Here is a 26633-nt window from a genome sequence, read left to right on the forward strand (position 1 = left end):
TAAAATTAGTGACTTTAATCACAATTGAAAGGCGTAGCTGCACCAAAATAGAGCAACTGCACAATTATCAGCGCTGGATCATAGTTTGTGACAGACCAGTTACATACACTTGCGTACAAGGATAAACGCGGCAAAGCCGCACTCGCTGTAAAGGACCTTCTCGCTATGTGGATCCCGTCAAAACTTACCCGTCCCGGCCGTCTCTACAATGCCATCTTGCGCCCGCGCGTATTGGATATCCTCCAACAAGCGCCGCATTACAAATTGGTATTGTTCCGCTCGCCGGCAGGTTACGGTAAAACCACCATGGCCGCGCAATGGCTCTCCGATCAAACCCATGTCGGCTGGTTCAGCATTGATGACAGCGACAACGACAGCTTCCGCTTTATCAACTACTTGTTGCAAGCATTAAATAAAGCGACCCATGATGGGTGCCCCAATACCGTTAAACTGGCAGAAAAGCGTCAATTTTCATCCCTGCGTGCGCTGCTCTCCGATGTTTTCGCTGAGCTGGCTGGGTTACAGTCCACCTGTTATCTGGTATTGGATGACTACCAATTGATCGACAATGAAGACATCCATGAAGCAATGCGCTTTTTTATTAAGCACATGCCCGATAGCCTGACTTTGGTGGTGACCTCGCGCGCGAATCCGCCGCTAGGGACAGCAAATTTGCGGGTTCGCGACCTAATGATCGAGATCGGCAATGAACTGCTTGCGTTCGATAATGAAGAGACCACTCGCTTTTTTAATCAACGTGTCGCCGATGGTGTCGACGAAACCACCGCGAGCACCCTCTGTGCCTACGTCGAAGGCTGGCCATCTGCCCTACAGTTAATTGCGATTCAGGCTCAGCATCAAAAACGGACTCTGATGCAAAGCGCTGCCTCATGCGCCAGTTTTAACCATGCCCACCTGTGGGATTATTTAGTCGAAGAAGTGTTTGATCTGCTGGACAGTGAAACCCGTCAGTTTTTAATGCAAGTTTCCGTACTGGAAATGTTTAATGACGAGCTGGTCTTTGCGCTTACCGAGCGCGAAGACGCGCTCGGCATGCTCGAATCGCTCAACCGCTACGGCTTATTCATCTATCCGTTGGAAGGAGACAATAACTGGTTCCGCTTCCACCATTTATTCGCAGAGTTTCTCGCCCATGAGCGTCAAGCACGGATCCCTCAACAGCAGCAACACTTAAACCAGCAGGCAGCACTGGCTTGGCTAAAGCTGAATACACCTCATCAAGCATTGCGCCACGCCCGCTACGCCGAAGACGATACCTTGATGGCCGATATCCTCAATCAGCACGGTTGGCGTATGTTTAATCGTGGTGAGCTCTCGACCCTCGAAGCGGCTATCGGCCAAATCAGCAATCAGTTGCTGTTCACTTACCCCAACTTAGGTCTGCTACGCGCGTGGTTAGCGCAGAGTCAACACAGATATCATGAAGTCGGCGAACTTCTCGCAGAAGCAGAGCAAGCCTACCAAGAACGTAATATCACGCTTGATATTGATTATCAGGGAAATGCCAACGCGTTACTGGCCCAAGTTGCCATCAATCGCAACGATCCTGACCAAGCAATGGCGCTGGCCGAGCTGGCACTTAGCCAACTCGATAGCGCGAACTATCGCGGTCGCATTGTCGCCACATCCGTTGTGGGGGAAGTAAATCATGTGGTTGGGCAACTTGATCGCGCCCTGTCAATGATGCAGCAAACCGAGAAGCTCGCGCGCCAGCATCAAGTGTATCACCAAGCGTTATGGGCGATTTTACAACAAAGCGAAATTTTGCTCGCGCAAGGCTACGTGCAAGCCGCATTCGAATTGTTGGATAGCGCTGATAAATTGATTGAAGATCAGCAGCTTCATCAAGTTCCCTTACATGAATTTGCGCTGCGCTTGCGGGCACAAATTCTGTGGTGCTGGCACCGATTGGATGAAGCCGAAGTGTGTGCACATAAAGGACTTCGCGTGCTGGAAACGCAGCCGCCGAGCAAACACTTGCACAGTTATTCCATGCTGGCTCGCGTCGCGATTAGCCGTGGTGAGCTCGATAAAGCGTCAAAGTACATCGACCATATTGAACATCTTCTTCGTGAATCGGTTTACCACGTGGACTGGACTGCCAATGCCTCGCTGTCACTGCTCTTATACTGGCAAGCCAAACATGAGCTCACCAATATCGATGAATGGCTCCATCAAGCCGTGCGTCCCGACACTGCCTGCAACCATTTTTGCCAACTGCAATGGCGAAATATTGCCCGTGCGTACTTACAACTGGGACATCATGACAAAGCCCGCGAGGCGTTGGCCTTCTTACGTAAAGAAGCCGATCGCGCATGCCTAGTCACGGATAAAAACCGCAACCTGATTGTGGAAGCCGTACTCGCCAGCCGCGAGCAGGAAGAAGAATATGCGAAAACCTTACTGCAAGAGGCGCTCACGCTAACCAACCAGACCGGCATGGTGGGTAACTTCTTAATCGAAGGCGAGGCTATTGCGCCCTTACTGCACCAATTGCTTCAACAGCAAGCACTCGGTGCATTAGAGCGTCATCGCGCTCAGCAACTGCTGAAAGAAATTGCCAGTCATCAGCGCAGCCGCGCAGTTCACTTTGATGAGGATTTCGTCGAAAAATTAGTGAAACACCCCAACGTCCCCGAGTTGGTACGCACCAGCTCGCTCACGCAACGCGAGTGGCAAGTCCTTGGGCTCATTTATTCGGGCTTGAGCAATGAACAAATTGCTCAAGAGCTCGATGTCGCTGGCACCACCATCAAAACCCATATCCGTAACCTTTACCAAAAGCTGAATATTGCAAACCGCAAAGAAGCGATTGTCACCGCAGAAAATCTACTGCAACTGATGGGAAGTTAACGGGTGAAGCCTACGCCTTTGGCTGTTTGCTAAGGGCGTAGACGCTGATTATTCTCCGCCTACCTTTCGTGATACGTTATTGAATTATTGAAATATTTTCTTATTCATCAGTTGATTTATAACGCGATCACAGTTGGTACAGTTCACCTTTCAGTAAGCTTGGCCTCCCTACAAAACGTAAAGGTCAAGCTGATGAATCATCCGTTAAACAAACATCCTCTTGCACTGCCTTTTACGATTGCCTCGGCGATTGTATTAACAGGCTGTCCGTTAAATGACGATAATCCTAAGGTCGATACAAACCCAACCGCCAGTGTTCGTGATGCGGGCACTAGCGATGCTAGTGTGCTATTTGCTGACGCCGATACCCTGCTCACTCATCAAACCAACGCCACCTCACTCACCTTGTATTACTCCGCGGATGGCACGATGCGCTATAACCCGGACACACAACAGGTGGAAAACGCCACCGCGAGTGTCGAATCTACCCTTGCGACTAGCGATCATTGGCAGACATCGTTTCCCCATTTGCAAGGTAACGTCAAAGGGTTCGATTTTGACTTTGTTGACGCTGATATTGCGCTGAAGCAATGGCTTAAAGGGCAGCTTCTCGCTATCGCCAAAGACGGTGATACCGTATTAACCGCAACCGATGTGCAACCGGCCCGCGCGCTTGATGCCTTGTACGCAGAACACGCCGAAAAACTTAACTTTGGTGCCATCCCTGACGCTGGACACACTGAATTTCGTCTTTGGGCCCCTACCGCACAGCAAGTTTCGCTGGTGCCCTATCAATCGGCGACCGAACAAAACGCGCCCAAACAGCGCCTAACGCCCATTAAAATGGACTTCGACGCCGAGTCAGGAAGCTGGCATGTTGCCACCACGGCGCTGAATCATGGCGACTATTACCGTTATCAACTGTCGGTCTATCACCCAGCCACACACCGTGTCGAACGTCTCGAAGTTACGGACCCTTACTCACATAGCTTGTCGACCAACTCCAGCTATTCACAGGTGGTCGATCTGAATGCACCCGCGCTTAAACCCAGTGGCTGGGATACGCTGAGTGCGCCTCACTCGCAGCAAAATCCCGCCAACAGCGTGATTTATGAGGCGCACGTGCGTGATTTTTCCGCGCTCGATCAATCCACTCCCCAAAATCTGCGCGGTAAGTACCTTGCTTTTACCCAAAACACCACTGAGCCGGTCAAACACTTAACCGCGCTCGCGCAATCTGGGGTTACTCACTTGCACCTGCTCCCCGTGTTTGATATTGCCTCCATCAACGAAGACGCCGCGCAGCGTATCGATGTCACCGACCACTTCTCCACGCTATGTGACAAAGTCCCCTCACTGAAAGAGACCCCAAGGCTGGCCAGTGAGTGCGACAACAATCAAACCATCCAAGCGGCCTTAACGGATTTAGCCACCCAAGACAGCGCTGACACCCCCTATGTGCAAACGGTAATGGCGGCGATGCGTCAGTACGACAGCTTTAACTGGGGTTACGATCCTTTCCATTACACTGTGCCTGAAGGCAGTTATGCCACCGAACCTGAAGGCACCGCGCGAATCCTCGAGTTTCGTAAAATGATCATGGCCATCAAACAAGATATCGGCATGAATGTAGTGATGGACGTGGTCTACAACCACACCCACCAAGCAGGCTTAGGGCCCTATTCTGTGCTGGATAAAGTCGTGCCTTGGTATTATCAGCGCCTTAACCCCGTCACTGGGGACGTTGAGCAATCCACTTGCTGCTCAAACACCGCGCCTGAGCATCGCATGTTTGCCAAGCTGATCGATGACTCGATTGCCACTTGGGTGAAAGACTACAAAATCGATGCCTTCCGTTGGGATTTGATGGGGCATCATCCGCTAGCCCAGATCGAGCACACACTTGCCGTTGCCCGCGCCATCAACCCAGATGTGTATTTCTATGGTGAAGGTTGGAACTTCGGTGAAGTCGCCAACGATCGCCAGTTTGTCCAAGCCACCCAAGCAAACCTTGCAGGCAGCGGTATTGGCTCATTCTCTGACCGACTTCGAGATGCGGTTCGCGGCGGCGGTCCGTTCGATGGCGGCGAGTACCTGCGCAAAAACCAAGGCTTTGGTAATGGTCAATGGGTCGCCCCCAATGATTTGCAACAGCAAAACAGCGAGGAAAGAGCCGGTGCCCTGCATAATGCCGACCTAGTTCGTTTGGGTATGGCGGGTAACTTAAAAGATTTTCAGTTACAAATTGCCAATGGTGATGTCGTGCGCGGTGACGAGGTCGATTACAACGGTCAACCGGCTGGCTACGCGCAAGATGCTTGGGAGGTTCAAAACTATGTCTCCAAGCACGACAACCAAACCTTGTGGGATAACAATCAATACAAATTCCCTTACGCCATGCCGCTCGCGACACGCGTCCGCGCCCAAGCCGTGTCACTCTCCACTGCACTGCTGGGACAAGGGGTGCCTTTTGTTCACATGGGCAGCGAACTGCTTCGTTCAAAATCCATGCAGCGTGACTCGTATGACTCGGGCGATTGGTATAACCGCGTCGATTTTACCCAACAAACTACGCAGTGGGACCAAGGGCTGCCGCGTGAAGATAAAGACGGCTACAACTGGCCGATGATTGAAACCGTGATTGCCAACCACAACAGCGAGGCCAAACCAACACCACAGGCAATCAGCAACATGGACAGCTACTTTAATGAGCTGGTGGCGCTGCGTGCGTCGTCAGGGCTGTTCCACTTAGGCCAAGGCAGCGTGATTAATCAACGTGTCAGTTTTCACAACACCGGCGCCTCACAAATCCCAGGGCTAATTGTGATGCTTCTTGATAACAGTGGCAGTCTGCACGACAGCTCGATTGATGCAACGCGTGACGGGATTATCGTCGCGATCAATGCCTCGGGCACGGCGGTCAATGACTTTGCCAACATCGACGCCACCGGCTATCAGCTTCACAGCTTACAAACCAATGCGGGCAACAGCTCGATCGCTTATAACCAACAGGCGGCTCACGTAACCAACGGCAAACTCACTGTACCCGCGTGGTCCGTCGCCGTATTCGAGAAACCTCATCAACCTTAACCATCATTTGGGGGAGTGCTGCTCCCCCTTTTATAATTCCCCCTACCCCACAGGGTGAATGTCGGTATAATGCGCGTCTCAGCTTTTATCGATGAATAGCATTATGATCAAGAACCTGGTCTCAACTTACCTCAAAGGCATGGCGATGGGCGCTGCGGATGTGGTTCCTGGTGTCTCTGGCGGTACGATCGCATTTATTACCGGTATCTACACGCAGTTGCTTGAGAGTATTCGGCGTATCACGCCGCGCCTTTTTACACTATGGCGCAAGGAAGGTTTCAAGGCGGTCTGGCAACATGTTAACGGTACCTTTCTTTGTGTACTCTTGGCCGGCATTCTGACCAGCATTGCCAGTTTGGCAAAAGGGATCAGTTGGATGCTCACTCATCATCCCATTCCGCTTTGGTCGTTTTTCTTTGGCCTTATCATTGCCTCGGCCTTTCACATGGCCAAGCAATTACCAACGCCTAAGTTCACCGTTAAAACCCTTATCGCCGGTGCGCTAGGGATTGGGTTTGCTTATTGGATTACCGTCGCCAGCCCACTTCATTTGACCGCAAGCCCGGCGACGGTGTTTCTCTCCGGCGCGATTGCCATATGCGCTATGATCCTGCCCGGTATCTCCGGCAGCTTTATTTTGCTTTTACTTGGCATGTACAGCCCTATTTTGAGTGCGGTTCATCAAGCGCAATTTGGCTTATTGGGATTATTCGCTGTTGGCGCGGTAACCGGCTTACTGACGTTTTCGCACCTATTGTCATGGCTGCTACGCCGCTATTATGCGCTGACCCTCGCGTTTCTGACCGGCCTGATGCTAGGCACCTTGGGTAAGATTTGGCCTTGGAAACATACCCTCACGTGGCGCACGAATTCATCCGGTGAACAAGTGCCTCTGGTGCAAGATAACCTCTTGCCCGGCGCCTACGAGGCCGTGGTGGGACATCCGGCACAAGTTGGCCTTGCGGTGATTGCCATGATAGCGGGCTTTGTGTTGGTATTGCTGTTGGAGCGCTTTGCCCCCAGTCAGGACTAAATCATGGACTCTTCTCTCACCGACTCACGTAGCGGTCATCGCCTGCTGACGATTGCAGGCATCGTCGCAGTATTTGCGCTCGCATTCAGCGCACCAACATGGCTAAACACCCTTGCCGATTGGATTGAGGGAGGCTCCACGGCCTCTCTTAACTATTGCTCATTAAACCAACAAACCTGCCATTATCAAGGCTATCAAGCCAGTTTATCGGACCCGACCGTCCACCCCATGCACGCTAACACGCTGACCTTCACAACATCACAACCTCTCAATAGCAAAACCCTGTTAGTTAAGCTAAAAGGTGTTGAGATGAACATGGGAGAATATCGCTTAGTGCTGAATCAAGTCGACGAAACGCACTATCGCGGCGATTTGATGCTTCCGGTATGTACTGAGCAGACCATGACGTGGGCAGGAACCATTACGGTGCCAGATCAGGGTCAAACACAATTTCCGATCAAAGTGACCATGGAGCGACCATGAGCAAGAAAGCATGGCTAGTGGCATTATTTGCGGTTTGTTTAGGGTTAGGCGCACGCGCATACTATGACAGTTATCAAGTGAAGCAACAGCAAGCACAGGCTGGCGCCTTACAATCAGATGGGCAACCCTTCAACCTTTTCAATGAAGCCGATCCTCGGCCCCGCATTGTTTATTTTGGCTATACACACTGCCCAGATGTGTGCCCTACCTCGCTGGCGGTGTTATCAGCGGCACTCAAGTCACTGCCGCAATCGACACAAGATGCGGTGTCACCTGTCTTTATTACGCTGGATCCAAAACGGGATACCAGTGAAAAAGCGGCCGAATATGCCCATTTCTTTCATCCGGCCATCACAGGTGTGAGTGGCAGTAACGAACAAATTGATCAACTGGCGAAGCGATACGGCGTTTTGTATCAAATTACCGAGCTTGAAGACTCCGCCATGGATTATGCCGTTGACCATAGCTCATACTTTTATTTTCTTTCTCCCAACGGTGAGCTTTTAGCAAAGGTGCCCCACACCTTGAACCCTCAAATGATCACCGCCGCTATTTCTCGAGTGACTGACACCAATAAGGAACCATAATGTCGTTTTTTCGCCTTTTTATCTCAGCCATTGCACTTTTCACTGCATCTTTCAGCCATGCTCATGGTGAATTTTTTATCCATGATGCCTACGCGCGCGCCAGTGCACCGGGCGCTCCTAACAGTGCCGCCTTTATGGTGTTAGACAATCAAAGTGATGTGCTTAAACGTGTTGTTAGTGCCCAAACTCCTGCGGCAAAACGCGTGGAGCTACACGAACACGCCATGGCAGATGGCATGATGAAAATGCGTCAAATCCCACAAATTCTGGTGCCCAGCGGCGAACAAGTTGTCCTTCAGCCGGGCGGCCTGCATGTTATGTTGTTCGACTTGGTGAAGCCTCTGAAAGTGGGCGAACAGATTTCCCTCACCCTAACCACTGCTGATGGCCATTCACTGACCAAGCAAATTCCAGTGAAATCTGTCATGGGAGGCATGCAGCACCACAACGATGAAGGAAATCATCACCACCAATAGCGTTTAACACGTCTTAATGGACGAGTCACACAGCGCGTTAAATGTTAAGTGTGTCAAGGTATGGCCGCCAAGTTGAGGATTCAGCAGCAAAATCTCCTATCACCGTCTATGGTAAAAGTTAGTCGCGCTTGCGCGTGACCCTTTTGACGTGATTGCTATCTCCAACAACAATAGCGAGGTTCTCTATGAAAATCCGTCCAATGGCGCTAGCAGCAATAGCTTCAACTGTATTGCTCGTCGGCTGTACCAGCAACACGGCACTACAACAAAGTGTTGATGATTTATCCGCGAAAGTCGATGCGCTGTCTAACGACGTTTCCATGATGAAAAATGACTCTCAAATGGCGCACGACGAAGCAAAACGCGCTAACGAACGCATTGATAACATGGCACAGTCTTATACCAAATAAGGCAATTCTGAAAAGATAAAAACGGCGCCTTCGCGCCGTTTTTTGTTTATCTGTAGCTATCTTATCCCGATATTAAGGCGTATCCGCTCTCACCAAATCCGACCCTTTTATCTGACCTTGATCATTTAGCGTGTGCCACGTCTTTAACTGCAACGGGCTCAGCTCCGCCACTTCAATCGGCACCCCTTGTTGCACGGCCAGTGCGGCACGATAGCGGCGCGTGGAAATACCCATTCGCTCAAGCTTGGCAATGATCGCCGGATCGGGGGGTAGGAGAATACGTTGCTGCGTTTCTTGCTCCGTGCGCGACAATGGCCGATGGGCTTCCACCATAATTCGTCCATCTGGTTCAATACTGACCTTGGTTGCCGTATCAATGATCCGCACGGGCGTGTTGACATCCACCGCCTCAAAAAGCCAAGCCACATCATCTGGCCGTAACCGGATGCAACCGGCACTCACGCGTAAACCAATACCAAATGACTTATTCGTACCATGAATTAAATACTCACCATTCCCATAACCAAGCCGCAGTGCATGGCGCCCTAACGGATTATCGGGACCAGCAGGGACCACGTCTGGCAACACAATATTGCGTGTCCGCTTATATTCTTCTCGAATACTTTGCGGCGGCGTCCACGTCGGATTTTGACGCTTCTGGCTGACGTAGGTTTGCATCACGGGCGTTTCACGGCCAATTCGGCCGATGCCAATCGGAAAAATATGAACCCGCCGCTCTTGCTCCGTCGCGTCATTCTCTCCTTGCGGCTTGGGCGGATAATAATAGAGCCTAAGCTCCGCTAAGTTGATCACAATCCCTTCGTAGGGCGTGTCAGGCAACAGATGCTGCTGGGGGAGCTTGATCAGCGTACCGGGCTCAGGCAAATACGGATCTACGCCGGGGTTTAGCGTCAATAATGCTAAAAAGCCGATATCATACTGTTTTGCAATGGCCTCAAGATGCTCGCCTTCTTGCACCTCATGCATAGCGGCATAGCCGACGAGCCGACTGCCATCCAACGGTAACGGATAGCTCACCGCCCATGCTGGGGAAACGCTCAGCCCCCACCCGATGGCAAGCACCCAAAGCGCATGATAAAACCGCTTAAAAATACATCCTTGCGCCGGCTGCGCCTTCAAATTCAATATCGCCTTTCTCCTCCCAGTACCATGTGGTACCGGCTTCCGCAAACAACTCTACATCACCGGTGCCTACAGGAAGTGTCACCCCTAGCCCAGCTCTCGGTCCCCATTGATGGGTAGAATCGTCCACCCACTGACCACCAGCATAGATATACATAGGCTCATATTCCATCCGGCCTAGCCATTCCCCTAAATTCCACGTCCCATCGATCGCAATACCAAACTTATCGATCCCAGCTTGAATTTTAAATTGGTCTTGCTTGATGGTCACGCCGGACATCGGCGACCCCAGAAAAACACCGGCCGCCAATCCATCAGCTGCCCGAGCGGGAAAAGAAATCGAAGCGGCAAGTAAACATGCCGAACCACATAGCCAAGCTACTGTTTTCATTATCATCCATCGAGTTCATGTCACAGGGATATCAAGCACTGCAATTACCGTTCCAACTTATAAACCTCAATGTGCCCGAAACCGATCATACTTCGACCAACATTGGTGTACGCATCATGGCTTTTGCCTTTCATCGGGTAAACACAGAGGCAAATCTCTGCCGCCACTATCAAGCCGATGCCTGCATTGCCGATATCTCTTTTAGTGGCAGAACTAGACATACTTCGCCCAATCACACCGACTTGTGATGAGAAAGTGCGCACAGAGTGGCGTTTCTCTCTGATTTATTGGGCGATTTTGGTGATATAATGCATACTTTATGACGTGCGATAAATCAGTCGTGTTTTGGTAGGAGTGGCTCGTTTTTGTTAGATGATCTCGTCTCGCTCGCGCTTCGACAATTTCAACAAGATTGCGTCAAGCTTTGCGAACATCATTACCCCACAGTGCATAACCGCGGGATGCGTGACCCACACATGGGTAAAGCACTGGCACGTCGTTTAATGCGCGTGTTGGAAGCGCACGACCGCCCCGCTCAGTTTCACTTGCTTGACGACAGTCGCCCCCACAGCCAAACCGTTTATCAACTGCAACTGGATGGCGCCGCGGTTTACATTCTTGCCCACCGTCTGCTCAGTGGTAATTTGGCTTGCCGTGATGCACTGGTGCGCGATGTCGCATGGTTGCTCAACCACGGTATTACCAATCCGGCAGAGCCCGGGCGAGTGATCATTGTCAGCGACCACTGGATGGATAGAACCAATGCCAGCAAAGCGATTCCTTCTTGGTGGCTAGGCCATCAACCGATTCATGCCGACTCTTACCGCGCGCAAGGGATTAAACTGACCAGTGCGACCACCAGCCTCGCCGAGACCATCGAACCATTGGGGCTGACCGACGGACGCTATCGCATTTTCCACCCTTTGTTTCGTAAAAAAGATGGCCTGCCGTTGCATAAGTACCTACTACTCACCGCCACCTTTCCGCTCGGTGTCGAAGAATAACTCTTACTCGCTTGGCTTATACCACACCGATTGGAAATCGAACCAACCGACTGCGTTCGATGCCACATCTTGCAAGTCCGGCGTGGCAACCACACCCGTCCAGATATGAAATAACGGCACCACCTGCTGGGCAACCAGCTCACGCGCCAAGGCTTCAGCGCAATCTGGCTTAGCCTGCTCACGCCAACGGGTGGTGTAATGGGTAACTTTATTTAGCAACTCGTCGGTGAACGCATGCAAGAAAAGATCGTGATTGCCCAACCAATTAAATAATCCTTCTTCCCCGCGGATCCCAAAACTGATCGCCCCTAACCAGATGTCGATTTTTCGGCTGTATTTCCCGCCAAAATACGCATCTGGCGACAGCGCCATGGTTTCCACTTGAATGCCTTCTTCAGCTAAATGCGCTTCGATGGCGGTTGCGATCAGCGGATAAAGAGGATGGTCCGCCAAATAGGCCACACTCAATCGCGTCGGGCCCGGTAGCTCTGGCATCGATACTGGCTGGGTGTGATGGATCCAACCGGGCATCAAACCATAAGCATTAAACAAGCGGTATTCACCCATCCCGTTCGCAGCTAAACGCGGCAGCAATTGCAAGGAAGACAACTTGGCATGCAAGTAAGCACGCCAGCGCGCACTTTTCGCCAACCCATCACGACAATTGAGCATCAAATACCCTGCCCCTTGGTCCATTTCAAGCTTTTGGCTTAACGCAGCTGGCGGCTTAACCGCATAGTCCGGCATACGATCCGTACTCGGAGTGAGATAACACATCGCCGCTTCATCAAATACCATCAACTGGATTTCATCCGTTAACGCGCGATAACCAAAGTAATCATCAAAGGCTTGGAGTACCAAGCGATGATCCTGACGCTCAGCCACACGATAGGGGCCTGTGCCAATTGGCTGATCTGCAAATCCTTTTTGCTGATCGCAATCGGCGGGTAAAATAACTGCTTCAGGCAAGGTTAACGCATGATCAAAACGCGGGTCGGGTGACGAAAGCGTTATATCAATGATCCGTGCGGCAGGTGATGTCACTTTAGCGATGTGGGCAAAAAACCGCCGAGACGATAGCGCGGACAAACTCGCCACCACATCATCTTCACGCATCATACGCCCATCATGAAACCGCACGCCGGGGCGCAGATAAAAGCGCCAATGGGTATGGCTAAGCGCTTCCCAATGGTGAGCTAAATCCGCACAGACTTGCTTATTACCCTCTTGGTATTTCACCAGCCCGTTAAAGATTTGCCCCACCAAGTGCTCTTCAGAACGGCGCAGAGGGGTACGTGGATCTAGGCTTTCAAGCTGACGATAATACGGCAAGCGCACAATTTGGCGACCATTTAAGGTGCTCGGCCCCAATTGCTTTTGGATCAACGCCGCAAGCTTGGTCGAATCATTATCTAAACAGGCGAGCGCTTGGTCCATTTTGCCCTGTGCTAACCAATGGGCCGCTTGCTCGTCACGTAGGGCCGACTCGGTGCGCAAAAAAGTCAGCCGTGACAATTTGCCTCGCCCAACGGATGGCGCCCACGTCAGCCAATGCTGCTCCTCCAATTTATTCAGGACCATCCGTGCATTACGCCGCGTACACACCAAAATATCGGCAATCGCCTGTAACGTAGTATCCGAATCTTCCCCGTTAAAGTGATGATAAAGACGGGTAAATTGTGCGCGTAGCCGCTGTCCAGACATAAAAGGGGAACCTAAAGGCAGTATCAGTCGTTATTGATACTTCCTATTTTACGCGACAACGGACAGTCCGTCTGCCCAGTTTGAACGCAATCAGATCGAGGCTGTGATCTCTGGCAGGCTTTATTTTTGCGTGCTGTAGCGCAGCGATTGTTATTTCTGCTCACTCCGCTATGATGCCTGTTGATTGTTGTTATCGCATGTGGTGTTTATGGACGCGTCTGAAATTATTTCCCATTTTGAAGTCAAGCAACGTTGGATGGCCTGCCATGTTAAACAAGCCCAATATCCAACCGCTGAGAGCTTGGCTGGTTTCGAGCGCTACCATGCCGAAGAGACGTTACCCACTCCTGCGACTCGGCCATCTGCCCCAGCCCACGCACCCTTGACACTTTATTGGGTCGATAACCATCCATTGATGCTGCAATACGCCAAGCTACAAGCAGCACAATGGCCGGACGATACCCGCCCCGACATGCTTGCTTACTTCGCGCAGCTTGCCCTGCATGATGGCGTAGAAATTGCCGAAGCCACGGTCTCTTTGTGCATTGGCACCAAACACGGCGAAACCTGCGCCGCCGCCATGCGAGTAGACACCCAAGAAAACGGCCAACCAATCAGCGGTATTTATGATCTGATTGCACCCAGCGACGACGCCCGCTCACAACTTCTACGCGCAATGATGGAGGCGACTGACGACAACCGCCAATGGGTGATTGCCGACTAACCCTGACGCTTAAGCGACTTGAAGGCGCTCGCTATTGAACGAACATTTTACAGGAAAGAGAGTGTTGTGTTTGGGAGAAGGAATCGGGATTTTTTGTGAGCACTTCTGAGTTAAGAAGTGCCATCTGTGAAGGTTCTGGACAGAAATGCGTTAGTGCAAATGAACTAACGCATTTATTTAGGGTAAGAAAAATTATCTTGAAGGCTTAATGCTAGTATCTATTTAATGGATAAGAATCAGGAATTTCCTCTTAGTGTTTCTTTCAACGGAACATCCATTGGCATCATTAAAGATCCGTCATCAGGCTTTTGCAGTTGATCTAGATGGATTGCAAATGATAGATACATAATAGAATTTCTAACTAGTTTTATGAGTGTGAATAGGCGAGATTCAAACTCAGTGTCAGTGATGAGTAGGGAGTAACTAGAACGTTTGTGTTTATCATGAAGCATCTCGTTAACACGTTCCAGCTTACTGTTTAGCTGATTTTTTTGTTGTTCCAGTTCAGATTTTAAAACGGTATCATCCGCTTTCTTAGCTTTGGCTATATCGATATAAAGCTCTTTTAGTTTAGATTTGAGGAGTACAGCTTCATCTTTAAGCTCTTCTTCTAGATGTTTGTGAAGCTCAATGTCACGCTTTGTGAGAGAATGACCAAACTCATCAACAATCTTGAGAGAACGATGCTCCATTGCGTTTCTAATCTCAGAAAATGCCTCAGCATCAGGATCTAACCATCTTGAAGCTGTATCGAGATTTCCACCTTTCTGGTTTGAATCTCGAATGTCTTTAAGAATATAGAATAGAGCGTGCACAAAGCAGTTTTGACTATCAACAAGCTTCTTATGTGGTTTCAGTTTGCCATTTTTCAATTCACCAAAGATATTATGGAAGTACACTCTTGCATCAACATTATTCAGGTCGAAAAATGAATTTAGGAAATAAGCAATTTTATCAAAAATTGAATATAATGTTCTGAAAGCACTTTTATAATGATGCGCTTTTAAATTGGTTATTGTATGAGCTAAGTCATCAACGTGTGGATACGTTTTATTGAAAAAATGCTCTTGATTACTAGGTATGTTTTGAGCTGAAAAAATCAAATAACGTGCATAGCAATAATCATTTTTTATTTCGTCAAAGCTACCGTGATAGACCAGATCTTCATGCATAGCCAATGATGTATTAATCGTTTGCGAGAAGCTAGGCATTGTGAATACGTCTTGATAAACAATTTCTTTTTTACTTACGTCATTTAAGTCATTAAGGAATAGGCGATTATCACCGCACCACGTTAAATAATCGTGTTGTTTACGTGTTTCAGTTTTATCTTTGAAAGTCTCATAACCATCAAAATCAGATAGCTTAAACTTCGATTCAAACCAAGCTTTAAAATCCAAGAACTTACCACCTTCTGCATAAACAATCTTTTGTTCATCATGTAGTAAATCAACATATTCTAACCCCAAGCAGATCAGTTGATACGCTTTGAAATAGTGATAATAAGCATGAGATTCATCATAGACGTGTCGAGCAATAAAAAGCTCGTTTTCAGCTTTATTTATAATTGCAACAGGGTTAGTGTTAAGTTCAATTGCAGTGTCCCAATGAGGAATACAGCATAGACTACGCCCTTGAGAACTAAGCCAGTTTGCTAGGTTTGTCTCGATACAGCTGCGTAAATTTATGTGATTAGCGTTTTGATACGTATTAGATTTTATGATGTATAGAGCTTTTCGGTAGTTAATTACAGCTTTGCTTAAATCTTCGGAGTGCCATTCAGTATTATAGTAGCTGTGAACTGTTGAATAGCAGTTAGCTAACGTGTAGAAATACCTTGCTTCAATAAAGTCATTATCAAAAACAAAGAAAGGCTTATCGATATCTGAAACAAAGCCGATAAGTTCATCTCGGTTATTTGAAAGAATCAACTCATCAGCTCTGTGTTCAAACAAATCGATAGCCGCATCATCAATTAGTACGTTTTCTTCCATAATTTCCCCAATACTGGATAGAGATCAACTTATAGATACTTGACCACATGTTACAGATATTAGATCAATTCGGTCAAATTAAGCAGATAGTAAATGTTAAGAGCAAAAAGCCTAACGAGTTTTGGGGCAAAAACAATTTAAGCAGCCTATAGCTTGCTCCTCGTTACCAGCGTGAGATAAGGGAAAAACAGCCAGGCTGGTGGCCTGACTGTTTGGGTTGAGACAGGTTAAATCCGCTTTAAAGGCTTAACGACGCTTTCTAGGCCTTCAACTTTTAATGCTAAGCACAATTGCATCAGCTCCCCGAGCTCGCCGTCGGGGAATTCTGCTTTGTTTTGAAACCACAGTAAGTATTCTTCAGGCAGATCAATCAATACACGGCCTGCGTATTTGCCAAACGGCATACGCATATTGGCCAATTTAATCAGTTGCTCTTTGTCCATGAAGCATTCCTTATCGACTACGCTGTGGCTTGTTGGGTGTTCTCACGCTGCTGAGCAATCATTTCGAGCAACATGGTTTCACGTACCAGCGATTGCCCGGCTTTGTCGCTGTTTGCCATCACCGCTTTGTTGTGCGCGATCGCGTGAGACAAATTCACCCACACAGGTCGCATGCCGTTATGGATCTCGTAGTGCTCAAACGTGGGAGTACCAAGCTCTCGATCGACTTGGCAGTAGAAGCAGTAAGAAAACATGTGCATCACATCCGCGCCGTCACGATACCAAGGGCGGTATTCTTCAAAGCAGCCAAACGGGCGAATATCACGAATATGTTGTGCACCCGTTTCTTCTTGTAGCTCGCGGATCATCCCCTGCTCTGCGGTTTCACCCTCGTCAATACCGCCACCGGGTAACGAATAATCATCATAGCGTGCGGTGTACATCAAAAGGATCTCATCCCCTTGCAGCGCAATCGCTCGGGCCGCATGGCGTGTGATAATGGTTTTGTTGTCGAGCGGTAACACGCGCTCATCGGTGTGTTGGGCGATAATCTGCATAAAGAACTCAGGCAATACAAAAGCAAAGCGCGCGAGTATAACACACTCGCACGATTCGCCGCAGCGCGTTACAAACCGCGAACGCCGTTACGCCAAGGCGGTGCTTCTTCCCGAACCCCGTGCTCTTTGCTATCCAGCGTGGTGCTAAAAAACCCGTATGGACGAATTTATCGACATTATTGACAGACTCGCCCGTGCAAGTAAGGTTAATCCTGTGACGACGCGAGACCTTTTGCGTATACTGCCCGCCCTTACTGATTAAGACAGAGAGATCATCATGAGAGTTTGTGCTGTTGATTTAAAAGCCAATGAAGCGAACATTGTATTGCTAGACAGCGACAACGGCTTGTTTTCTGTGCCTGAGTGCCGCGCAAAAAAGATCACCGTTGCCAAGCCTGAAGCGCAAGAAAGCATCCAACACTTTCATCGCACCATGAGCAAGCTGGTCGAAGACTATCAGGTAGAAAAGATTGTGATCCGCGAGCGCCCAACCAAAGGCAAATTTGCTGGTAGCAGTGCTGGATTCAAGCTAGAAGCCGCGTTGCAGCTGATTGAGGGAACGGATGCTGAGGTGCTGCCAAGCAGCGTAATGAAGCAAACCCTAAAACGTCACCCGGTTGATGTGAGCTTAAAAGAACTCGGCCTTAAGCAGTTCCAAGAACAAGCGTTTTTAACCGCTTGCGCGTATTGTAACCAGCACACCAACTAATTAAGTGACAACCACAAGGATGTGTTATGAGCCAAATCACTTATGCATCACCACTCGGTGAGTTAACCCTAACCGCAAATAGCGACGGACTCACCGGGTTGTATTTGCCTAAACGCGCACCGCAAGCCGTTAATGCATCGTCTCACTCCGCCCAACGGGTACTGGATGAAGCATGTCGTCAGCTGGATGGTTACTTCAATGGCACGCGCCAGCACTTCTCTTTGCCCCTCGCCCCACAAGGCACGCCCTTTCAGCAACGGGTGTGGCAAGCTCTACAAGCGATTCCTTATGGGCAAACGGCCAGCTATCAGACCATTTCCAACGCCATTGGTAACCCAAAAGCCAACCAAGCGGTAGGCGGTGCGAATGGCAAGAACCCGATTTCTATCATCATTCCTTGCCATCGTATTATTGGTCGCCAAGGGCAGCTGATTGGCTACGGGGGCGGTCTTGCGGCCAAACAAGCCTTGTTGATGTGGGAAGCAACCGGCGAATGGCCAACCACGCTCCCCAACCCGCAAAGTGGTAAAGAGAAAGCCTTTGTCGCTTAGCTACGCTGCTAACGCTTTTATCAGTCGCTCTGGGGTCAATTTAAAACCGCAGTGCAGGTAAAAGCTTTGCGCATCGGCTTTGTGATAACTTGGGACCACTTCAATCTGATCACACCCTCTTGCCTGCAAACAGGTCTCCGCGGCACTGAGTAACTGGCGGCCGAGGGTCATGTCTCGAAAGTGTTCATCCACCATAATGGTGCTGATGCGCCCGACATGGTTGGATTTATCCAATTGTAAGATCACGTTGAACGCCACCACGCCTGCCACCAATCCACAAAGCTCAGCGACTAGCACGTTGGCATCCTCGGCGTGAATCAGATCGGTGAGCGTTTTCTTCATTTGACGCCACGGAAGTGGGTCAGGCTGACAGCGCTCACACAAAGCGCAAATGGCATCGATATCGTGAAGGGTTGCCTGTCGAATCATGGTGTCTTCCTTGGTTGCCGAAGATAAGTCTCTAACATTTGCGATGGGCTAGGCCGTTGCATGGTAGCCCAGCCCCAAAACGATAAAGCGACGATTACTGTGCCTGTGCCATTTGCCCACCTTTCACGCGTGAAAGGGTGACGCGACGGTCAAAGAAAAAGCCTTCATTGTCGGCTTGGTCGGCCAAGGGCTGGCTGTCTCCATACGCAACCGTATCTAGCTGCGCCGGATCGACTCCCACTGATACCAAGTAGTCATAAACCGCTTGCACACGTTGCTCTGACAGCGCTTGGTTGTAGGCTTTGCGACCCCGTGGGTCGGCATACCCGGCCAATTGCCATTGCGCATCCGGCATTTGCTGAATAAAGCCTGCCAGCTCATCGAGCTGAATCATAAAGTGAGGTTCAATGTCGGCCGAGCTGGTTCGAAACTGAATATTCATCGCTAAGTCGATATCCTCGATAGAATGTTGCTCGGAGCGCAAGCGGGCAAGCTCTAATTGAGCTTCGTTGTATTTTTGCGTAACAAGACTCAGCTGCTCATTTTTCGCATTCATGGTTTCAATCGTATCTTGCTGCTCCGTCGCAAGAGTTTCAAAACTCGCGTTCTGGCCCATCACGGTGCCGATAATCGCCCCCGCGACTGCGCCGACCGGCCCGGCCACTAACGCGCCGGCCACCGCGCCGCTGCCCATCCCGATCAGTTCTGGTTTTTTGTCTCGCTCAACATGTGTGGCGGCCATCCCTTGTGGAGTTGCCACGACAAACATAGAAACCGCGAATACAGAGTGTGTGAGTGCTTTTTTGATATCCATAATGTCCTCGAAAATGTGCTTGTTGTGCCGTGCTGGCGATGAGGACATTAAAACAAGCCGCTCAGGCATTTTGCGGGAGCAAAAATGGCAATGTGGCGATCAATTGTGGCAAAAAAATGGCAATTGCGCGGAATCCGGCAAAAGGGGTTTTCTCTGCGCTGAGTTTGGGTATAGTCACTGCAACACTCGTTACCTATCCCGTACCATGAAGCAGATAGCAATTGTTGAAGATGAAGCCGCCATTCGCGATAACTATGCCGATGTGATTCGTCACCAAGGCTATCAGGTCAATACCTACGCCGATCGTCCATCCGCCCAAACCGCTTTTGAGCAGCGTCTACCCGATTTAGCCATTATCGACATTGGTCTGGGGAATGAAATTGACGGCGGCTTTGCGCTATGCCAAGCCTTGCGTGCGATGTCTGCAACAGTGCCGATTATCTTCTTAACCGCTCGGGATAGTGACATTGACACTGTGGTGGGACTGCGAATGGGCGCCGATGATTACTTGACCAAAGACGTCTCACTACCTCATCTGATGGCACGCATTGCCGCCTTGTTTCGCCGCAGTGATCTCTTGGCCCAAGCGCCGGCTAGCCAAATAACGAGTCTGCATTGTGGCCCGCTGAATCTTGACTTGGATCGGATGCGCGTTTACTGGCATGACACTTTAATCGATCTCACTGTGACCGAGTTTTGGATGGTTCATGCCTTGGTTAAACGTCCGGGCCATGTAAAAAGCCGTCAAGCACTAATGGATGAAGCGCACGCGGTGGTGGATGACAGCACCATTACCTCGCACGTGAAACGGATCCGTAAAAAGTTTCTTGCCGTCGATAGCCAATTTAATTGCATTAGCACCGTCTATGGCATGGGATATCGCTGGGATGAGGAACACCCATGAGCCTGAGTCGACTACGTCGTTATGGCTTAAAAGGACGTCGCTGGGTCCGAGAAGGGCTGGCCGGGATCCGTACCAAGATTGTGATTCTCTCGAGTTTTCTGCTGCTGCTGCCCTATTTGGGCTACCAGTACGTGTGGGAGATGGAAAGTGTTTTACGCCAAGGTCAAGAGCAGACGCTAATGGGCACTGCCCGGGCCTTTGCGATGGGGATGAACGATCGCCCCAGCTTATTTACCCAGCATGCCCCACCCTCTACCTTAGAGCCGGGCAAAGATTTGCATGCATTTCGCTTAACCCAGCCGATCCGCTTAGATGGCAACTTAGAGGATTGGCAACCCTATCGCCATCATCAGCGCCTTTATCAACGCAACGGACTGATCTTTAGCCAAGGTGCATACAATAGTGACACGCTTTCTTTGGCGATCATGAGTGGCAGCACCGATACTGCGGTGTATTTCGCGCTCGATATTATCGATAGCACCCCTGCCACGCCGCAAGCGACAGGCGATATCGACAGTCAAGATCACCTCATCTTGGCACTCACCTCACCGCAAGGAGGGTTTTATCGCGTCGCCATCGGACAAGCGCGTGACTCCAACAATGCAAAAATCATCCATCTTGATAACGGTCTTGCCGACAATGCCACCGGCGTAAATATCGAAGGCCCGCCCCAACCACTTCCCATTGCTGCTAAGTGGCGCGCCACCGAGCAAGGCTATCAAGTTGAGATCAAACTGCCAGCGGCTTGGGTCGGCCAGCAGCTCGGCATCGCTTACTACGATGTAGACGACACTTTTAACCGCGGCCTACGCGCGATTATTGGCACCGCATCGACACGTTCAGCGGCAACGCTGGGCAGCTTTATGATGCCCTCGGCCCCCATTCAAGCATTAATTGAGCGGATGAATAATGGCGCCTCCAGTGTTTGGGTGGTTGATCAACACAGTCGCGTGCTAGCAAAAGCGGGGGACATCCAAACCTCCACCGGCGTCTGGCAACCTCGCCAAGCGATCCCAGAGCAGCAAGGCGTCATGGATTGGATAACACAAACGCTGCTACGCCCTTGGTACGATAAACTGCTTGTGACCCCGCCTGAGCATTTTGTCGATGCGATGCAACAAGCCTCGATTTATAAAGGCGTACAGGCGCAGCAAGCCTTACAAGGGCGACCTTACGCCAGTTGGCGCAGTTCAGATGACAACCAAGCGATGATCTTAACCGCAGCCTACCCAATTTGGTTAGACGGTAAAGTAGCGGGGGCGGTGATTGTTGAAGAGACCACCAACGGGATCCGTAGCCTGCGTAATGAGGCCCTCGAAACCCTCTTTTCTGTGATGCTTGCGGTGATTTGTACCGGCGTGCTCTTGCTGCTGTTATTCGGCTCGCATATCGCCAAACGTCTGCGTCGCCTCCAACAAGAAGCTAATCATGCTATCGATAGCCAAGGGCGAGTTACGGGCACAATCACACCGGCAACCAGCCACGATGAAATCGGTTTACTAACCCAAACCATCACCGACATGGTGGGACGCATTGCTGGCTATAACCAGTACCTTGAAAAAATGTCGTCTCGCTTATCCCATGAGCTGAGAACGCCCATTGCGGTAGTGCGGTCGTCATTGGAAAACATGGCGTATACGCAAGCGGACCCTGACCAGCTCACCTACATCAACCGCGCCCAAGACGGGGTGCAACGCCTTGCAGGGATCTTATCGACCTTAACCGAAGCCACACGCCTTGAACAAAGCTTTGATAATGCCGATAAAGAGCCGGTCAATCTCAATGCACTGATAGAAGGCTGCGGGCAAGGCTATCAACTGGCGTATCCGGATCATCGGTTTAACATCACGCTACCAGTGCAAACCGTCAGCGTATTCGCTGTGCCTGACTACCTCGCGCAGTTATTGGATAAGCTCGTGTCCAACGCGGTTGAGTTTGATGATGGCGCCACCCCGATTGATCTTGCGCTGAGCCTTGACGCTGAGCATATTACTATCACAGTAAGTAACGCTGGGCCGCTACTGCCCGAACATATGCGTGATCAGCTGTTCCAATCGATGGTTAGCGTGCGGTCAGAGTCGCATAAATCAGACAAACCGCATCTCGGTTTAGGCCTTTACATTGCGCGTCTGATAGCAGACTTTCACCAAGCGACACTCGTGGCTAGCAATCGCGCCAGCCAAGATGGTGTGACAATGTCACTTATATGGCCAAGTTCGCAGCAGCTTGGCGAGGATTGATCTTCCCCTTTATCGTGTCAATACTGAGGGTTCACTGACAGGGAGAGCTAACATGATTGACTTTTACTCAGCCGCCACACCCAATGGCTACAAAGTCGCGATCGCCTTGGAAGAAATGGGGCTGCCGTATCAATTGCATGCACTCGATTTAATGGCGAACGAGCAGAAACAACCGGAATTTCTGGCGATTAACCCCAACGGTCGTATTCCTGCCATTGTCGATCAGGACAACGACAATTTTGCCGTGTTTGAGTCCGGTGCCATTTTGCTCTATCTCGCGGAAAAGACGGGGCAGTTTCTACCGTCAGACCCTAAAGCGCGCTCGCAAACTATCCAGTGGCTCATGTTTCAAATGGGTGGAGTTGGGCCCATGATGGGCCAAGCGAATGTGTTTTACCGCTATTTCCCAGAGAAAATCCCAGCGGCAATCGAACGCTATCAAAAAGAGGGGCGACGCCTACTCGAAGTGGTTGATGGCCAGTTGCAAAAACATCCGTTCCTTTCCGGCGAAGAGTACACCATTGCCGATATGGCCACCTGGCCTTGGGCGCGCATTCATGAGTGGAGCGGCATTGATATTTCGGGGCTCGATGCCTTAAAAGCGTGGCTAGATACGCTGGCAGAAAGACCCGCCTGCCAAAAGGCCTTACTCACGCCCGCCCCCTCTGACGCGACAGATGAAGAGCGTGCCAAACAAATTCGCGGCATGGTCACACGCTAGGCTGAGCGGTATACTAGACGGGCAGGCACGTCATTGGCCTGCCCTTTTTGTTCTGTCTATGCTGTCGAGGTTTTGTCGTGTTAACGCCCTGTATTGGTTTGTGCCGCCGTGAAGAAGATGTTTGTGTAGGGTGCAAGCGTACCCTCGATGAAATCATTGCGTGGGGCAAAATGACCGACGATCAGCGCGCCGCGATTATGGCTGAGCTCCCACAGCGTCCTGACCCCAAACCGCCTGAGCCCATTCGCCCCTCACGAAACCCGTTCAAACGACGATTCAGCTGATGCCACCAGTGGTTTACGGTATTCAATAATCACTTGGTTACCTTCGTAGTACACGGCTTCAATGTCGCCGTCGACAATGACTTTACTGGTTACCAACACATCTTGGTACGCTTGTTCTCGCTCGCGCAGGCTGGGTAAGATTTTGTTGGGCTCTACGCCCATCGCTTGACAAAATGCGAACACAAAACGGCTATCGAGTGTGGCATCGCCATGAATACAACGAGAAAAGGTAAGGTGGCTGACTTCTAAGCGTTTTGCCATTTCAATTTGCGTGATCCGTGCTTTGGCTTTGTACGACATCCACGTGTCATAGAGGGCTTGTCGATCCTCTTGGTTAAACGTCATCCTAGTGTCCAATCGAAAAAAGAGCATTGGCTGCAAGGGTAACAAGCCACGACCGACGAATGTCAGCCTGCCGTTAAGCGCGAGTTAATCTTGCCGTGTGGCATCGACTTCGCTAGGATCGCGACTACGCGCCCAAACACAAGAGCCCCCTATGGACATTAATTTGGCGAACCTGCCTGCCGATGAAAAACAAAAAATAGAACTCGACAAACAAGCCGCCTACGCAGTTTGGAAAGTGGTCAACAACAAAGCAGAATCGAGCCTATTCGAGCAAGAAGCGTATGCATTGACTGAATGGCAACGGGACTTCTACCTCGAATGTGTCGAAAAGTATCGAGCCCAACCTGACGCCTTCATCATTCCCGAACAAGAACCCCCTGTCAGCTAATCATCCCGCGCCTATTAAGGCGCGTTTACACAAAGCGCTCCGCACGGATAAAAGTAACCGACTTTAAACCAGTTATTCTCCCTGCCAATAAATCATCTGTTTAAAACAGCAAAGATGCCTGTGTTTTATTACACCTCTAGCACACAAGTAACGCCAAATTGTCATACATTTTTTTGTCATTTCGACTAGCTAAATCCACCAACCCGCTCTACTGTTATTCTTATCAAAAAGCATTCATTATTTGGCGAGTTGCCGAACATTTAACTAACTTTAAAACGGTGTTGGCTGGGTGACTCCGCGGTAACCATAATAAAAACCGCATAGAAAAGCGGACAGTGTACGATTACCGCCCGTAGGAAGCACCCTTACTTTTTAGACAGACAAGCGTTAGCTCAGTAAGGGGTAAAAACTATGACGTTGGGGTTTAAATCACGCATTATGGTGGGGGTCGGTCTGTTGGTGACCGTCTCTCTCGTGGTGTTGGGAACACTCAATACGCTCTCGCTACGAAAGAAAATGATTGAGTCACTCACCACACAAACACAAAACAAACTTGATCACCATGTCACAGAGTTAGAGCAGTTGGTTACCTCGCAACTCTCGGCTATTGAAAAAGGTGCAAATCACTTCACAACGGGCCTCACCGCGCAAGAAAACGTGGCACAAGTGAGGATGTTGGCAGACACCGCCGGTATCGCCAATGTGATCATGACGTATGAAACCGGTGATTCGTTTATGTCGAATCATTCGGGCGATGGTGTGACCACCAACCAATTCAACTTCCGCGATCGCGACTGGTATCGGCAAGTCAAAGCCGATCAATCCATTCACTTAACCGGTATTTATACCGACAAAGTGACTGGCGGTAAGGTGATCAGCGCGGTCGCCCCCGTGTTTGAAAATGGCCGTTTCATCGGTGCGTTGCTTGGTGACATTCCACTGGAAAGCGTGATCACTCAGGTAAGCAATATGCGCTTTGCCGGTGGAGCCGCGACACTTACCGATCAAAACGCAGTCTTTTTTGCTAGTGATGATCCGAACGATATCGGCAAAACGCCCTCTCAGGTCAGTGCCACCTTCAGTGATATGGAAAACATGTTCCGCACCGATGAGCGCGGTCACTTGAGCTTTCCCTATATGGGCATTAATTTTGATGGCTATTTCCAGCGCGTTAACCTCACGGAAAATCGCTATTGGACGCTGATGGTGTTTGTGGATCAGCAAACGGCGTTGGCAGACATTCGCAGTGCTAAAATTGAATCTTTAGTGACGGGGATCATCCTGCTGGCGCTGAGCTTGGCAGCGATCTATCTGATCATCAATTACTCATACCGCCCACTGATCAAATTGAAACAAGCGGTGTTAGATCTCTCCAAAGGGAGCGGCGATCTCACCGCACGACTTGAGGTCAATGGCAACGATGATTTGGCCCAAATCAGCCGCGGCTTTAATACCTTTGTCGAAAACCTGCAAAATATGATGCTGAAGGTCTCCCAAGCCAGTCAAATGATTTCGAGCAACATCACTCAGCTGTCGCAAAACACCCAAGAAAACGAGTCTGTTCTCGAGGCGCACTCGGCAGAAACCGAACAAGTGGTGACCGCGATTACTGAGATGAGTGAAAGTGCACGCAGTATTGCTCATAACGTCTCGCAATCGAATGACATCACAGAATCGGCCAGTAAAGAAGCCAGTCAATCGCTTGAAGTGGTCGACAATGCCGTCGTCACCGTGAGTGCACTGGTAGATGAAGTGGAAGATATGTCGGCCCGGATCACCAGCATGAATCAGGATGCAAACAAAATCAGCGACGTGCTCAATGTGATCGGGGAAATTTCCGAGCAAACCAACCTGCTTGCCCTTAACGCCGCGATTGAAGCCGCGCGGGCCGGTGAGCAAGGCCGTGGGTTCGCGGTGGTTGCCGATGAAGTTCGTGCCCTCGCCGCGCGCACGCAAAGCAGCACAACCGAAATTTCAGATATGCTTACTGCCCTTCTTGATGGCACATCGAGCGTGGTTGAGGCGATGGGAAAAACCAAAGAGCAGTGTCAAAGCACGGCCGATAAGACGTCGGAAGTCTCAAACAGCCTGACCATCATGAGCGCCTCCGTGCGTGAAATTGATGATGTCAGCACCCAAATCGCAACCGCGACCGAAGAACAAAGTGCCGTAGCGGAGGAGTTGAGTAAAAACATGCTCTCGATTCGCGACATGGTGAGCAGCTTAGTCGAGAGCGGCAAACAAACCGTTTCCGCAACCGACTCATTATCACAATCGAATCAGGAGCTTGATCGCTTAGTATCCAATTTTAAACTGCAGTAGTTTTGCACGGAGT

The 26633-nt window shown here is 50.1% G+C and carries 26 protein-coding genes; 17 read left to right on the plus strand and 9 right to left on the minus strand.

The window, feature by feature from the left end; genetic code table 11:
• Nucleotides 1-165 precede the first annotated feature (165 nt).
• From malT to BZG84_RS09810, 7 genes are all read left to right on the plus strand, one after another.
• The gene (gene malT / locus BZG84_RS09780) at nt 166-2874 is read left to right on the plus strand and encodes an HTH-type transcriptional regulator MalT (protein ID WP_077481014.1); all 2709 of its coding nucleotides are present in this window, start codon (nt 166-168) and stop codon (nt 2872-2874) included.
• A 192-nt stretch (nt 2875-3066) separates the two neighbouring features.
• The gene (gene pulA / locus BZG84_RS09785) at nt 3067-5964 is read left to right on the plus strand and encodes a pullulanase-type alpha-1,6-glucosidase (protein ID WP_077481016.1); all 2898 of its coding nucleotides are present in this window, start codon (nt 3067-3069) and stop codon (nt 5962-5964) included.
• A gap of 103 nt (nt 5965-6067) precedes the next feature.
• Nucleotides 6068-6997 (plus strand): DUF368 domain-containing protein, encoded by a 930-nt coding sequence (locus BZG84_RS09790; protein ID WP_077481018.1) that lies wholly within the window; start codon nt 6068-6070, stop codon nt 6995-6997.
• Nucleotides 6998-7000: 3 nt separating this feature from the next.
• Nucleotides 7001-7480 (plus strand): hypothetical protein, encoded by a 480-nt coding sequence (locus BZG84_RS09795; RefSeq protein ID WP_077481020.1) that lies wholly within the window; start codon nt 7001-7003, stop codon nt 7478-7480.
• Nucleotides 7477-8067 (plus strand): SCO family protein, encoded by a 591-nt coding sequence (locus BZG84_RS09800; protein ID WP_077481022.1) that lies wholly within the window; start codon nt 7477-7479, stop codon nt 8065-8067. Before BZG84_RS09795 ends, BZG84_RS09800 begins: the two co-directional genes overlap by 4 nt.
• Nucleotides 8067-8543, plus strand: coding sequence for a copper chaperone PCu(A)C (locus tag BZG84_RS09805; RefSeq protein WP_077481024.1), 477 nt, complete (start codon nt 8067-8069; stop codon nt 8541-8543). Before BZG84_RS09800 ends, BZG84_RS09805 begins: the two co-directional genes overlap by 1 nt.
• 185 nt (nt 8544-8728) lie before the next feature.
• Nucleotides 8729-8953: an LPP leucine zipper domain-containing protein gene (locus tag BZG84_RS09810; protein WP_077481026.1), complete on the plus strand. Its 225-nt coding sequence runs from the start codon at nt 8729-8731 to the stop codon at nt 8951-8953.
• A gap of 72 nt (nt 8954-9025) precedes the next feature.
• Here the strand turns inward: BZG84_RS09810 and BZG84_RS09815 are convergent, their stop codons facing one another.
• A complete protein-coding gene (locus BZG84_RS09815; protein WP_443216374.1) occupies nt 9026-10036 on the minus strand; it encodes a L,D-transpeptidase family protein in 1011 nt (336 codons plus the stop codon).
• 22 nt (nt 10037-10058) lie between these two features.
• Entirely contained in the window at nt 10059-10487 is a 429-nt protein-coding gene (locus tag BZG84_RS09820; protein WP_077481028.1) for a hypothetical protein, read from the minus strand.
• Nucleotides 10488-10852: 365 nt separating this feature from the next.
• On the opposite strand from BZG84_RS09820, the gene BZG84_RS09825 reads away from it, so the two are divergent.
• Complete coding sequence (locus BZG84_RS09825) at nt 10853-11491, plus strand: hypothetical protein (protein ID WP_077481030.1); 639 nt, start codon at nt 10853-10855, stop codon at nt 11489-11491.
• 3 nt (nt 11492-11494) lie between these two features.
• On the opposite strand, the gene BZG84_RS09830 is transcribed toward BZG84_RS09825, so the two are convergent.
• Nucleotides 11495-13195: an SgrR family transcriptional regulator gene (locus BZG84_RS09830; RefSeq protein WP_077481032.1), complete on the minus strand. Its 1701-nt coding sequence runs from the start codon at nt 13193-13195 to the stop codon at nt 11495-11497.
• Between the two features lie 208 nt (nt 13196-13403).
• On the opposite strand from BZG84_RS09830, the gene BZG84_RS09835 reads away from it, so the two are divergent.
• Nucleotides 13404-13919, plus strand: coding sequence for a hypothetical protein (locus BZG84_RS09835; protein ID WP_077481034.1), 516 nt, complete (start codon nt 13404-13406; stop codon nt 13917-13919).
• Nucleotides 13920-14155: 236 nt separating this feature from the next.
• On the opposite strand, the gene BZG84_RS16390 is transcribed toward BZG84_RS09835, so the two are convergent.
• The 3 genes from BZG84_RS16390 to BZG84_RS09850 all read right to left on the minus strand — a co-directional run bounded on the left by BZG84_RS16390 (nt 14156) and on the right by BZG84_RS09850 (nt 16913).
• On the minus strand, nt 14156-15913 hold the full coding sequence (locus BZG84_RS16390) for an LA2681 family HEPN domain-containing protein (RefSeq protein ID WP_077678161.1): 1758 nt from the start codon (nt 15911-15913) through the stop codon (nt 14156-14158).
• A 227-nt stretch (nt 15914-16140) separates the two neighbouring features.
• Complete coding sequence (locus tag BZG84_RS09845; protein WP_077457216.1) at nt 16141-16356, minus strand: DUF3820 family protein; 216 nt, start codon at nt 16354-16356, stop codon at nt 16141-16143.
• 17 nt (nt 16357-16373) lie between these two features.
• Entirely contained in the window at nt 16374-16913 is a 540-nt protein-coding gene (locus BZG84_RS09850; RefSeq protein ID WP_069591215.1) for an NUDIX hydrolase, read from the minus strand.
• A 277-nt stretch (nt 16914-17190) separates the two neighbouring features.
• On the opposite strand from BZG84_RS09850, the gene BZG84_RS09855 reads away from it, so the two are divergent.
• Complete coding sequence (locus tag BZG84_RS09855; RefSeq protein ID WP_077480849.1) at nt 17191-17622, plus strand: DUF3010 family protein; 432 nt, start codon at nt 17191-17193, stop codon at nt 17620-17622.
• Between the two features lie 26 nt (nt 17623-17648).
• Nucleotides 17649-18173: a methylated-DNA--[protein]-cysteine S-methyltransferase gene (locus tag BZG84_RS09860; RefSeq protein WP_077480851.1), complete on the plus strand. Its 525-nt coding sequence runs from the start codon at nt 17649-17651 to the stop codon at nt 18171-18173.
• On the opposite strand, the gene BZG84_RS09865 is transcribed toward BZG84_RS09860, so the two are convergent.
• Together BZG84_RS09865 and pdsO are read right to left on the minus strand one after the other, a co-directional pair.
• Nucleotides 18174-18602, minus strand: a complete 429-nt coding sequence (locus BZG84_RS09865) for a GNAT family N-acetyltransferase (RefSeq protein ID WP_069588709.1) — start codon at nt 18600-18602, stop codon at nt 18174-18176.
• Between the two features lie 94 nt (nt 18603-18696).
• Nucleotides 18697-19416: a sortase-associated OmpA-like protein PdsO gene (gene pdsO, locus BZG84_RS09870; RefSeq protein ID WP_157891185.1), complete on the minus strand. Its 720-nt coding sequence runs from the start codon at nt 19414-19416 to the stop codon at nt 18697-18699.
• Between the two features lie 205 nt (nt 19417-19621).
• On the opposite strand from pdsO, the gene pdsR reads away from it, so the two are divergent.
• From pdsR to BZG84_RS09890, 4 genes are all read left to right on the plus strand, one after another.
• Nucleotides 19622-20320, plus strand: coding sequence for a proteobacterial dedicated sortase system response regulator (pdsR, locus tag BZG84_RS09875; protein ID WP_077480855.1), 699 nt, complete (start codon nt 19622-19624; stop codon nt 20318-20320).
• The gene (gene pdsS / locus BZG84_RS09880) at nt 20317-22560 is read left to right on the plus strand and encodes a proteobacterial dedicated sortase system histidine kinase (protein WP_077678162.1); all 2244 of its coding nucleotides are present in this window, start codon (nt 20317-20319) and stop codon (nt 22558-22560) included. Before pdsR ends, pdsS begins: the two co-directional genes overlap by 4 nt.
• A gap of 52 nt (nt 22561-22612) precedes the next feature.
• Nucleotides 22613-23281 carry a glutathione S-transferase family protein gene (locus BZG84_RS09885; protein ID WP_077480859.1) on the plus strand — a complete coding sequence of 223 codons (669 nt, stop codon included), beginning with the start codon at nt 22613-22615 and terminating at the stop codon, nt 23279-23281.
• 77 nt (nt 23282-23358) lie between these two features.
• Nucleotides 23359-23565 carry a DUF1289 domain-containing protein gene (locus BZG84_RS09890; protein WP_198532242.1) on the plus strand — a complete coding sequence of 69 codons (207 nt, stop codon included), beginning with the start codon at nt 23359-23361 and terminating at the stop codon, nt 23563-23565.
• Here the strand turns inward: BZG84_RS09890 and BZG84_RS09895 are convergent.
• Nucleotides 23533-23910, minus strand: coding sequence for a helix-turn-helix domain-containing protein (locus BZG84_RS09895; protein ID WP_077480861.1), 378 nt, complete (start codon nt 23908-23910; stop codon nt 23533-23535). The two genes, BZG84_RS09890 and BZG84_RS09895, sit on opposite strands and share 33 nt — an antisense overlap.
• A 151-nt stretch (nt 23911-24061) precedes the next feature.
• On the opposite strand from BZG84_RS09895, the gene BZG84_RS09900 reads away from it, so the two are divergent.
• On the plus strand, nt 24062-24298 hold the full coding sequence (locus tag BZG84_RS09900; RefSeq protein ID WP_077480863.1) for a DUF3283 family protein: 237 nt from the start codon (nt 24062-24064) through the stop codon (nt 24296-24298).
• Nucleotides 24299-24709: 411 nt separating this feature from the next.
• Nucleotides 24710-26620 carry a methyl-accepting chemotaxis protein gene (locus BZG84_RS09905; protein ID WP_077678163.1) on the plus strand — a complete coding sequence of 637 codons (1911 nt, stop codon included), beginning with the start codon at nt 24710-24712 and terminating at the stop codon, nt 26618-26620.
• Nucleotides 26621-26633: the final 13 nt, after the last annotated feature.

It is taken from the genome of Salinivibrio sp. PR932 (assembly GCF_001996125.1).
GTDB lineage: Bacteria > Pseudomonadota > Gammaproteobacteria > Enterobacterales > Vibrionaceae > Salinivibrio > Salinivibrio proteolyticus.